This window comes from Myxococcus vastator (assembly GCF_010894475.1).
GTDB classification, from domain to species: domain Bacteria; phylum Myxococcota; class Myxococcia; order Myxococcales; family Myxococcaceae; genus Myxococcus; species Myxococcus vastator.
Map to the genome: position 1 here is coordinate 1 of NZ_JAAIYB010000307.1, position 10496 is coordinate 10496.

The window sequence follows — 10496 nt, forward strand, 5'->3', positions numbered from 1 at the left end:
GCACTGGGGCGTCTCGGTCTTGAGCCTGCTGGGGCTGGCCGGGGCCTTGGCGCGTGCCCGCCGGAGCGACGCTGTCGCGGAGCGGCTCTTCTCCCTCGCGTGGCTCCTGACCGTCGCCGTCTTCCTCGCGGCCAAGAGCTACTGGGGCCAGTACAACGCGAGCCTCGCGCCCGCCACGGCCGTGCTCGCCGGACTGGGCGCTTCGTTGTCGCTGGACTGGGCGGAGCGGCGCTCACGTCGACTCGAGGTCGCCATGGTGGCGGCGGTGGGGCTCCTCGCGCTCTCCTCGCTGCCGGCGGCCCTGCGCTCCGCGAACCAGCGTGACCGGGGACTCCTCACGATTGGCAACGCGATACGCGCCTCGGTCCCCGCGAAGGCCTCGCTCTGTGCCTTCGAGCCAGCCTGGGCCATTGCCGCGGGCCGTCTGCCAGGGCTGCCATGGGGAAGCCCCCTCCTGGTCGACCCCTACGGCCTCATGTTGCATGACGCATCGGGCGGCTCAGCGCGCTTCACCTCGGCCACCGCGGCCTTCGAGGACGAGCGCACCCAGCGCACCGTGCTGCCGATGCTCGAGCGCTGCGACGCCCTGGTCCTCCTTGGGAGAGGTGAGTGGCAGTTGTCCGAGGCCAGCGAGCGCTGGGTGGGCGAGCACTTCACGCGCGAGGGCGACGTGTGGAAGCGCCGGCCGTGAGCGTCAGAACATCTGGCCGAAGGTGACGTAGAACCGCTGTCGCCCGGAGCCCGTGGAGCGCGCGTAGTCCGTGCGGACCACCGCCGCGCGCCGGGAGAACCGCAGGCCTCCGCCGACGCCCGGGTGCCAGTGCCACCACTTGCCATCCGAGACGCCCGGGTGCCACACGCGGCCCAGGTCCACGAAGGCCACCGCGCCCAGCTTCAGCTGCTGTCCGAAGACCTGGAACTGGGCCGCCTGATAGCGCAGCTCCGTGTTGGTGAACGCCTTGATGTTCCCAGCGAAGCGGTTGCGCTCGATGCCGCGCACGCTGTTCATGCCGCCAATGCCTTCGGACACATTGACGCCGCCGGTGTTGCTCCACTCGTAGAACGGCACGTCGCCGAACAGCATGTCCAACGTCATCCGGTGCGCCAGCGTCAGCCGTGACGTCAGCGGGAAGTAGCGCCGCTCACTCAGGGTGATGCCGACGTAGTGGTAGCGGTTGCCCGTGGCGTTGCCGGAGATGCGCAGCGACAGCTCCTCGACGCTGCCTTGTCGCGGGTCCGATTCGTTGTCGCGGGTGTCCCAGAGCATGCCGGCGAGCAGCTGCCCCATGTTGCCGCCGTCCATGCCCAGGGGCTTCTCCCGCGACAGCATGGACTTCTCATAGGCCGCCACGCGCATGTGCCGCCAGCCATAGCCCACATAGGACTGGAGCGGATGTTCCTCGCCGAAGGGGTGTCCGCGCAGGCGGAACCAGAAGCCCGGCGTCCCCTTGTCGAAGTTGTACAGCTCGTTGTTCACATCCCCGCGGAAGCCCGGCGCGGACAGGTTGCCCGCGCCAAAGAAGGGGCTGCGAAGCTCGCGCCGGTAATCCAGCCGCCCTTCCACGCGGAGCGGCCCGAGCAGCTTCGGCCCGTCGTAGCGCAGCGAGTGGTTCTGCACGCCCCGGTTGCTGAAGAACGTCTGCGCGCTGATGGCGTGCGCGTAGGGCTGCTTCCCAGGCGCATAGAGGTACATCCCGCCCACGGCGCCGTAGCCCATGCCCTGGTCCGAGTTGAAGCTCACCAGGGGGATGGCAATCGCATCGAAGCCGGACGTCCGCACGGGCTCGAGCCCGGGCGCGGGGCGCGCGCGGGCTGCCGGAGCAGCGCTCAGGCTGACGAGGAGGACGGCCGTGGCGGGAATGAGCATGAAGGGGCCGCGGAGGACGCCCGGGTGGCGGCGTTTCTTCCCGCACGGAGAAGCCTCGGCGGTTGCCCGCCCGCCCACCTGGAGGGCGGCTCCCACTTCAGGGCGGCTGGCCTCTCAAGTGCTCATCTTGGCTGCCAGAGGAGGGGAGGCGACACCCGTGAGCGCTGTGCTTCCACCAGCGATGCACCTGTGGGCCCATGGCCTCGTGCGCCGGGTCCGGGAGAAGGTGCCGCCCGCGGCAGGACGCAGGGCGAGGAAGCTGCTCATCGTCCACCTGGACGGCGTCCCCAAGCGCCTGCTGGATGAAGCGCTCGTCGCGGGGCGCATGCCCTTCCTGGCGCGGCTCCTTCGCTCGGGGGCCCATCACCTGGACGAGGCCTTCTGGGGCGCGCCTACGTCCACGCCCTACTTCCAGGCGGGCCTGCTCTACGGCATGCGCCACTCCAACCTGCCGGCGTACTCGTGGTTCGACCGCGAGCTGGGTCGCAAGGTCCAGATGAACACGCCGTCAGACGCGCTGGCCATCGATGAGCGCCTGCGCGGCGCGGGGCGGACCAGCCTGCTCGACGGTGGGGGGCACGGGTATTTCTCCCTCTTCCGCGCGGGGGCTGAGAACGCGCTGAGCATGAGCACGCTGGCCAGCTTCAAGCAGATGTCGCGCGCGTTCTCCCACGAGATGCGGGGGCTGCTCAGCGCGCGCACGCGCGGCCTCTGGGACTATCTGCGCGCACTGGGCATGGACACCTGGGCCGCGGCGCGTGAAGTCACCCACTGGGCGCGGGGGCTTCACGACTGGCGCCACGAGCCGGCCTTCCTCTTCAGCCACGTCTTCCTCCAGCGCCTGGGCTGGAGCTTCGCCTTCACCAAGTCCCTGGTGGACCTGGCGCGGGGCGTGCCCCTCATCTACCTCGTCTACGGCAACTACGATGAGGTGGCCCACCGCCGGGGGCCACGCTCCGAGCAGGCGCGCGCGGAGCTGTACCGCGTGGATGCGTACCTCGCGGAGCTGTACGCCGTGGCGGGCGCGGTGGAGCAGCCCTATGACGTCGTCTTCCTCTCCGACCACGGGCACGTGGACTGTGTGCCCTGGGAACAGCGGAGGGGCCAACCCCTGGCGCAGTGGTTGACGGCGCCCCATGGCGACGGCCCCCTCTCCGACGACGTGGTCCGCGGCCTCTGCGACGGCAGGACTCGCCCGGAGCCGGACACGCAGCCGCGCGCGCCCTTCACGCCAATGGCCGTCGAGTGCGGCGACTTCGCCCATGTGTACGTGTCCGGTGAGCCCGAGCCGCTGGAGGCCAGGTCGCTGCTCGCGCGCCACCCCGAGGTGCTGGCTCGGGTGACGCGGAGCCCGGACATCGGCCTCGTCGCCCTGCGGCGAGGCGACAGCGCGGTCGCGCTCGTGCGTGGCGGCGTCTACACCGTGGACTCCTTGGACCGGGCCCCGCTGTCCACCGAGTTCAGCAAGCGCGCGGTGGCGGACTTCCTCCGCGTCCTCCCCACCATGTCCACCGCGGGGGACCTGGTGCTCTTCGGCGAAGCCGTGCGGCGCGGTGGCACCGTGGGCTTCGCCTGGGAGTTCGGCTCGCACGGAGGACTCACCCGCACGGAGGCCAACAGCCTGGTGTGCTGGCCCGCCAAGGCCCCCGTGGACCTGTCCGGCCTGTCGCACTGCGCGCAGCTCCATGAGCGGCTCGCGGCGGCCTATCTCGAAGACACCCCACGACTCCGGAGGGTGCCGTGAAGGGCAGGGCGAGGCCTTCTGGGGGCCGGGCGTTGTTCAAGGTGCTGCTCGCCGTCTTCGGGCTCGTGCTGTCCGTCGTCCTGCTCTCCACCGCGTTCTTCAAATGGAACCTGGGCGGAGCCGGGCCCCTGCTCCAGCCCCGCTTCCCGCTGGGGGAGTTCGTGAGGGACTTGCCCGGCCACCTCGTGTGGCTGGTGCCCTTCATGCTGCTCCAGGCCTCGCTCATCCCGCTGCGCGCGGTGCAATGGCAGCGCACGCTCCGCAGGCCGGTGCCTTTCAAGGAGCGCTACCACCTGGTGGCCATTGGCGCCTTCGTCCACAACGCGCTGCCCGGGAAGCTGGGCGAAATCATGCGCTCGTTCCTCCTGTCGCGGACGCAGCGCATCCCCTTCCTGCGCTGTCTGGGCACGGTGGGCGTCTGCAAGCTGATGGAGTTCGCGGCGCTGATGTTGCTCGTCACGCTGTCGCTGCTCGGCCCGTTTGGCCAGACGCTGTCCCGCTTCCAAGGGGAGCTGAAGGTGGCCGTGTCGCTCTGCGTGGGGCTGGTCGCGCTGGTGGTGCTGCTGGCGCACTGGTCCGGTCCGCTCGCCTTCGCCCTGCACAAGCGCCACAAGCTCCCCCGGGTGGAGGGCTTCCTCCACCACGTCAGCGAGGGCCTGGGCACCGCGCGCTCCTTCACCGGCATGGCGAAGGTGTTCGTCTACTCGGTGGGGCCAGTCCTCGCCTCCGCGCTGGCCTACGGCCTGGCGCTGCAGGGCATCGGCATCTCCGGGGGCCTCTTCGCCGGGGCGGTGGTGCTGGGGGCCATCTCCCTGGGGCAGTCGCTCCCGGGCGTCCCGGCGGGCATGGGCATCTACTACTTCGTGACGAGCTGGGCGGCCCGCAGCCTGGGGGCCTCGCCGGAGGACGCGGCGGCCTTCTCCACGCTCACGCACCTGGGCACCGTCATCAGCCAGGTCGCCGTGGGCGCCGTCTCCGTCCACCTGCGGAAGATTCGCATCCGCGACTTGCGCAAGGGCGGGAGCCTCGCGCGGGAGGCGGCGAGTCACGTGGCGCACGACGCCGTGGAGCCCGTGAGAAGCTGACCCCTGAAAAGCGAAAAGGGGCCCCGGTTTGAAACCGGGACCCCTTCTCAACTTTGTGCCCAGGAGAGGACTCGAACCTCCATGCCCTTGCAGGCGCTAGACCCTGAATCTAGTGTGTCTACCAATTCCACCACCTGGGCAGGTGGGGCATCGCGGTGCGGCGCTGCGATGGGCCGGACATATAGAGTTCCTGCCCCGCCCCGTCAAGCACTACGTAACAACCTCACTTCTTCAGCGGCCATTTCCCTTCGGCCTCCAGGGAGCGGCGCAGGACGGGGTTCTCGTCCATGAAGGCGGTGAGGGACTCCTCGGTGATTTCGACCAGGAGGTCCTCGGCGCCCAGCTCCGTCTGGCAGCTCAGCCGGGAGTAGGGGCGGACGTCGAAGCCCATGTCCAGGCGGTCCGCCTCCGCGTCCGTCTGCTCGCTCAGCGAGTCGAGGCCCTTGCGGACCCAGACGTGACAGGTGGAGCAGCCGCAGACCCCGCCGCAGCTGTGCCCCACCTGGGCGCCGCAGGCCTCGGCGGCGTCCAGCAGGGTGGTGCCGGTGGGCACGTCGGCGCTGACCTCGGCCAGGGGGCTCTTGAAAGTCACCTTGGGCACGTCAGTAGTCCTCCACGGAGTGGCCAGCCACCACCTGGGTGATGGCCTGGTTCATCACCCGCTCGATGAAGGGGCGGGACGCTTCATCCAGCGCGTGCACGGCCTCCTTCAGCTTCAGGTGGTCCTCGCCCTTCATCAGCTCGCGCACCCGGGCGATGGCGGCATCAATGACGGCGCGCTCCCCGTCCTGGAGCAGCGCGCCGTGCTCACCCAACTGCCGGTCCGCCTCGGCGAGGACGCGCTCGGCGTCCACCCGCTGCTCCCGGACCTGCCGGGCCTGGATGTCGTCCTCGGCGTAGTCGATGGAGTCGAGCAGCATCTGCTCAATCTCCTCATCCGTGAGGCCGTGGCTGGGCTTCACGGTAATCGACTGGCTGACGCCGGTGCTCTGCTCCTGCGCGCTGACGGAGAGGATGCCGTCCGCGTCCACCTGGAAGCGGACCTCCACCCGCGCCAGGCCCGCGGCCAGGGGGGGGATGCCGGACAGGGTGAAGCGCGCCAGGCTGCGGTTGTCCTCCACCAGCTCGCGCTCGCCCTGGAGCACGTGGACGTCCAGGCCCGTCTGCCCGTCCTTGAAGGTGGTGAACACCTGGCCCGCGGTGGTGGGGATGGTGGAGTTGCGCTGAATCAGCTTCTCCACGATGCCGCCCATCGTCTCCAAACCCAGGGACAGCGGAATCACGTCCAGCAGCAGCACGTCGTCCTGACGGTCCGCCGTGGTGAGCAGGTTGGCCAGCACCGCCGCGCCCAGCGCCACCACCTGGTCCGGGTTGATGTCGCCCAGCGGCTCGCGGCCGAACAGCTCCGCCACGTAGCGGCGCACCGCCGGCACGCGCGTGGCGCCGCCGACCAGGATGACGCCGTCCAGCTCCCCGGCCGTCACGCCCGCGTCCTTCATCGCCCGCCGGCACACCGTGCCCGTCTTCTGCACGAAGGGCTGAATCCAGGCGTCGAAGTCCTCGCGCTTCACCGCGTGCGTCTGCCCGCCCGCGGTGAACTCCACCGACGACGCGTCGGTGAGCGCCTCCTTGGCCTTGCGCGAGGCCGCCAGCACCTCCGCCACCAGGGCGGGGGCCGGCGCCTCGGACGCGCCCAGCGTCTCCAGCACGCGCTGCGCAATCGCCCGGTCGAAGTCGTCGCCACCCAGCGCGGAGTCGCCGCCGGTGGACTTCACCTCGAACACGCCGTCCACCAGCTTGAGGATGGAGATGTCGAAGGTGCCGCCGCCCAAGTCGTAGACGGCGAAGGTGCCCTGGCTGCCCTTGTCCAGGCCGTAGGCCAGCGCGGCGGCGGTGGGCTCGTTGAGCAGCCGCAGCACCTCCAGCCCGGCCAGCCGGCCCGCGTCCTTGGTGGCCTGCCGCTGGGCGTCGTCGAAGTAGGCGGGCACGGTGATGACGGCCTGCTCCACCTTGGTGGAGAAGTGCGCCTCCGCGCGGCGCTTGAGGGCGCGCAGCACCTCACCGGAGACTTCAATGGGCGTCACCGGCGTGCCGCCCGCCACGTCGAAGCGCACCACCTTGGCGCCGGGCGCGAACAGGTAGTGCCCCAGCTTGCGCGTCTCCGCGTCGTCCGGGCTGCGCCCCATGAAGCGCTTCACGGAGGCGATGGTGTCGGTGGGGTGCTCGGAGGCCAGCGCGCGCGCCCGGGCGCCCACCACCACGCCGCCGTCCTTCGCGTAGTGCACCACGGAGGGGAGGAGCAGCGCGTCGCCCTCGTCCACCGGGACGCAGCGGGGCGTGTCTTGCACCACCGCCGCCACCAGCGAGTTCGTCGTTCCCAGGTCGATGCCCACCGCCTGCCCCTTGGGCTTCAGCGGGTCGTGAATCTGAAGGTAGCCGTTCTTGCTCACGCCTGAATCTCCTCCTCGAACGCGTCCACCTGCTCGAGGAAGCGCGTGAAGTAGCGCACCCGCCCCAGCGCGTGCGACGCCTTTCTCACCAGTTCCTGCCCGTCGTCCCCCGGCGCGTCAGCCTCCAGGGTGCGAAGCGACTCCGCCGCCTGGGTGAGGGCCGCCTTCTTCCGGGCCTCCACGTCGTCCGCCATGGCCCGGGCGCGGCCCAGGTCCTTCTTCGCCATGGCGGTGTCCAGCGCCTCGCGCAGGTCCATGACCTCCTCCAGGAAGGCCAGGGGCATGTCCTTCTGGGCGCCCGCGTCCTCGCGGTCCAGGTCGATGCCGTGCAGCTTGAGCAGGTAGAAGGCGCGGCGCACCGGGTCCTTCAACGTCTTGAAGGCCTCGTTGAGGGCGGTGGTGCCCTCCAGGGCCTGCAGGCGCTCGCGCGCGCTGGCCTGTGCCACGCGGTCCGGATGGAGCTGCAACGACAGCTCGCGGTACTGCTTCTCCAGCGCCGGCACGTCCACGTCATAGGCGCGCTTCAGGCCGAAGACGTCGAAGTGGGTCCTCACGGGGGGCTCTCCAATGCGGGGAGGGGACAAACGAAAAGGGCCCGGCGGCTGGCCGGGCCCGCGTGGCGGCGGCTCCACCCCGGCGAGGGGGCGGAGCGCGTGCCGGCGCGTCAGACGGAGAAGCTCTCTCCGCAGCCGCAGGCCGCCTTGATGTTGGGGTTGTTCAGCTTGAAGCCGGAGGCCATGAGCGTCTGCTCGAACACCAGCTCGGTGCCGATGAGGTACAGGTAGCTCTTCGGGTCCACGAAGACGCGCACGCCGTCCTTCTCGAAAATCTTGTCGCGCTCGCGGGACTTCTCCGACCACTCCATGGAGTACTGGAGCCCCGAGCACCCGCCGCCCTTCACGGCCAGCCGCAAGCCGGCCTCGGGCGTCTGCCGCTGCTCCAGCAGCTCCTTCAGCCGGGTCACCGCGCTGTCGGCGATGGTGATGCCCTTGGGGGGCTTGGCCACGGGCGCGGTGGCAGGCGCCTGGCGCTGCGTCGTCTCCTGGGTCGCCTGCTCGCTCATGGTTCGCCTCTCTCTTTCCCGGAACGTCAGGACGCCTTGGCCTGACGCGCGGCGCGCTTCTTCTTGAAGTCCTCGATGGCCGCCTTGATGGCGTCCTCCGCCAACACGGAGCAGTGAATCTTCACCGGCGGCAGCGACAGCTCGCGGGCCACGTCCTTGTTGGAGATGGTCATCGCCTGGTCCACCGTCTTGCCCTTCACCCACTCGGTGACGAGCGACGACGAGGCGATGGCCGACCCGCAGCCGAACGTCTTGAAGCGGGCGTCCTCGATGAGCCCGTCCTCGGAGATCTTGAGCTGCAGGCGCATCACGTCGCCGCAGGCGGGCGCGCCCACCAGGCCGGTGCCCACGTTCGGGTCTTCCTTGTCGAGCGTCCCGACGTTCCGGGGGTTCTCGTAGTGCTCGATGACCTTGTCGCTGTAAGCCATGCCTGCTCCTTCAACGGATGCTTCTCACCAAAGGTTCCGGGGGGCAACGCCCTCCGGGGGAGGGGGCTTGTGCCCCCCTGTCTACCAGGGAAGGCGCTAATGCGCCGTCCACTCGATGCTCTTGAGGTCGATGCCTTCCTTGGCCATCTCGTAGAGCGGGCTCATGTCGCGCAGCTTGCGGACCTTGTCCACCACGAGGTTCACCACGTAGTCGACCTCCTCCTCCGTGGTGAAGCGGCCCAGGCCGAAGCGGATGGAGCTGTGCGCCAGCTCCTCGTCCACGCCCAGCGCGCGCAGCACGTAGGACGGCTCCAGGGAGGCGGACGTGCACGCGGACCCGGAGGACACCGCCACGTCCTTGATGCCCATCATCAGGGACTCACCCTCCGCGTGGGCGAAGGAGATGTTGAGGTTGCCCGGCAGCCGGTGCTCCATCGACCCGTTGATGATGGTCATGTCCAGCGCGTCCGTCAGGCCCTTGCGCAGCTTCTCGCGCAGGCGAAGGATGCGCGCCGACTCCTCGGGCAGCTCCGTGCGCGCCAGCTCCGCCGCCTTGCCGAAGCCGACGATGGCCGACACGTTCAGCGTGCCGGAGCGCATGCCGCGCTCATGGCCGCCGCCGTCGATGATGGGCGCGATGCGCACGCGCGGCCGGCGGCGCACGTACAGCGCGCCAATGCCCTTGGGGCCATACATCTTGTGCGAGGTGATGGAGGCCAGGTCCACCTTCATGGCCTCCACGTCGAAGGGCACCTTGCCAATGCCCTGCACCGCGTCGCAGTGGAAGAGCACGCCCTTGGAGCGGCACAGCGCGCCAATCTGGGCGACGGGCTGGACGACGCCAATCTCGTTGTTGGCGAACATGATGGAGACCAGCACCGTCTTCGGCGTCATCGCCGCGGCCAGCTTCTCCAGGCTCACGCGGCCGTCGGGCTCCACGTCCAGGTAGGTGACGCGCGCGCCGCCGGTGGGCAGCTCGGCCCACTTGCGGTACGTCTCGTCGGCGTCCACGTCGTGCTTGGCCAGCAGCGCCGCCTGGTTGTCCTCGGTGACGTCCTGGCCCGCGAGCTGCGCCAGCCGCAGCAGCTTCAGCTCGTCCAGGCGCTCCTGCCGCACGCGCTCCAGGCGCTTGCAGGTGTCCAGGATGGCCTTGTGCTCCGTCTTCAGGGTGATGATGTGGTCACCCTTGGACTTGTAGAACTCGATGACGCCCTTGATGGCCAGGTTGTCGGACTCGGTGGCGCCCGAGGTGAAGACGATCTCCTGCTCGGCCGCGCCGATGAGCTCGGCCACCTGCTGCCGGGCCTTGTTCACCGCCGCCTCGGCCTTCCAGCCGAACACGTGATTGCGGCTGGCCGCGTTACCGAAGTCCTCGCGCAGGTAGGGCAGCATCGCCTCCAGCACCCGCGGGTCCAGCGGGGTGGTGGCGTGGTTGTCCATGTAGATCGGCAGCTTCACCATTGCTTCGAACACCTTCCTGGAGGGGACGTCGACGGGCGCCTCGGAGCGCCTGTGCCGCAGGGGGACCTACACCGTCACACTTGAATGTGGACCGGACTGGTCAAATATAAAAGGGGGTGCCTTCGGGTCAAGCGAACATCAGGAGCGCTACGGGTGTGGGTGCGTGCTCCCAATAGGACGCCTTAAGTCAACCCCGCGCCGTCGTGGATCAGTCCGGGTGCGCCGTCCTGGAGCGAGGTGCCCCGGAATGGCGCACACCCCCTGGCCAACCGCTTGATTTCCCAGCGAGCCCCTCCCTGGCCGGCCGCCTGCACTGGCGGGGGCCACCACAGGGAGGCACGCACATGAGCGCGAAGCAGACGGCCCGCACGAAGGAGGCGCAGGAGACGGGGGAGGTG

General features: G+C 69.7%; 9 protein-coding genes, 1 tRNA gene and 1 pseudogene. 3 read left to right on the top strand and 8 right to left on the bottom strand.

What is annotated here, in order from left to right; translation table 11 throughout:
- A pseudogene (locus G4D87_RS25720) lies at positions 1-691 on the top strand (hypothetical protein); the annotation flags it as partial.
- 3 nt (positions 692-694) lie between these two features.
- On the opposite strand, the gene omp85 reads toward G4D87_RS25720, so the two are convergent.
- Entirely contained in the window at positions 695-1867 is a 1173-nt protein-coding gene (omp85, locus tag G4D87_RS25725) for an Omp85 family outer membrane protein (protein WP_205507720.1), read from the bottom strand.
- Between omp85 and G4D87_RS25730 the strand changes: the two genes are divergently transcribed.
- Both G4D87_RS25730 and G4D87_RS25735 read left to right on the top strand, forming a co-directional pair.
- On the top strand, positions 1860-3611 hold the full coding sequence (locus G4D87_RS25730) for an alkaline phosphatase family protein (protein ID WP_163784938.1): 1752 nt from the start codon (positions 1860-1862) through the stop codon (positions 3609-3611). The genes omp85 and G4D87_RS25730 overlap by 8 nt on opposite strands.
- Positions 3608-4696 carry a lysylphosphatidylglycerol synthase transmembrane domain-containing protein gene (locus tag G4D87_RS25735; RefSeq protein ID WP_163784920.1) on the top strand — a complete coding sequence of 363 codons (1089 nt, stop codon included), beginning with the start codon at positions 3608-3610 and terminating at the stop codon, positions 4694-4696. Before G4D87_RS25730 ends, G4D87_RS25735 begins: the two co-directional genes overlap by 4 nt.
- Positions 4697-4752: 56 nt before the next feature.
- Here G4D87_RS25735 and G4D87_RS25740 read toward each other — a convergent pair.
- From G4D87_RS25740 to G4D87_RS25770, 7 genes are all read right to left on the bottom strand, one after another.
- Positions 4753-4836, bottom strand: a tRNA-Leu gene (locus G4D87_RS25740).
- Between the two features lie 83 nt (positions 4837-4919).
- A complete protein-coding gene (locus G4D87_RS25745; RefSeq protein ID WP_163784923.1) occupies positions 4920-5297 on the bottom strand; it encodes a 2Fe-2S iron-sulfur cluster-binding protein in 378 nt (125 codons plus the stop codon).
- Position 5298: 1 nt separating this feature from the next.
- Positions 5299-7146, bottom strand: coding sequence for a Fe-S protein assembly chaperone HscA (gene hscA / locus G4D87_RS25750; protein WP_163784925.1), 1848 nt, complete (start codon positions 7144-7146; stop codon positions 5299-5301).
- Positions 7143-7700 carry a Fe-S protein assembly co-chaperone HscB gene (gene hscB, locus G4D87_RS25755; protein ID WP_205507721.1) on the bottom strand — a complete coding sequence of 186 codons (558 nt, stop codon included), beginning with the start codon at positions 7698-7700 and terminating at the stop codon, positions 7143-7145. Before hscB ends, hscA begins: the two co-directional genes overlap by 4 nt.
- A gap of 110 nt (positions 7701-7810) precedes the next feature.
- Complete coding sequence (locus G4D87_RS25760; RefSeq protein ID WP_163784930.1) at positions 7811-8209, bottom strand: HesB/IscA family protein; 399 nt, start codon at positions 8207-8209, stop codon at positions 7811-7813.
- A gap of 26 nt (positions 8210-8235) precedes the next feature.
- Positions 8236-8637, bottom strand: a complete 402-nt coding sequence (gene iscU / locus G4D87_RS25765) for a Fe-S cluster assembly scaffold IscU (RefSeq protein ID WP_002634235.1) — start codon at positions 8635-8637, stop codon at positions 8236-8238.
- Positions 8638-8733: 96 nt separating this feature from the next.
- Positions 8734-10095 (bottom strand): IscS subfamily cysteine desulfurase, encoded by a 1362-nt coding sequence (locus tag G4D87_RS25770; protein WP_240358608.1) that lies wholly within the window; start codon positions 10093-10095, stop codon positions 8734-8736.
- Between the last annotated feature and the right edge of the window lie 401 nt (positions 10096-10496).

Coding starts and splice junctions, on each gene's coding strand:
- iscU (WP_002634235.1), bottom strand. CDS start 8,637: ATGGCTTACAGCGACAAGGTCATCGAGCACTACGAGAACCCCCGGAAC.
- G4D87_RS25730 (WP_163784938.1), top strand. CDS start 1,860: ATGAGCATGAAGGGGCCGCGGAGGACGCCCGGGTGGCGGCGTTTCTTC.
- omp85 (WP_205507720.1), bottom strand. CDS start 1,867: ATGCTCATTCCCGCCACGGCCGTCCTCCTCGTCAGCCTGAGCGCTGCT.
- G4D87_RS25760 (WP_163784930.1), bottom strand. CDS start 8,209: ATGAGCGAGCAGGCGACCCAGGAGACGACGCAGCGCCAGGCGCCTGCC.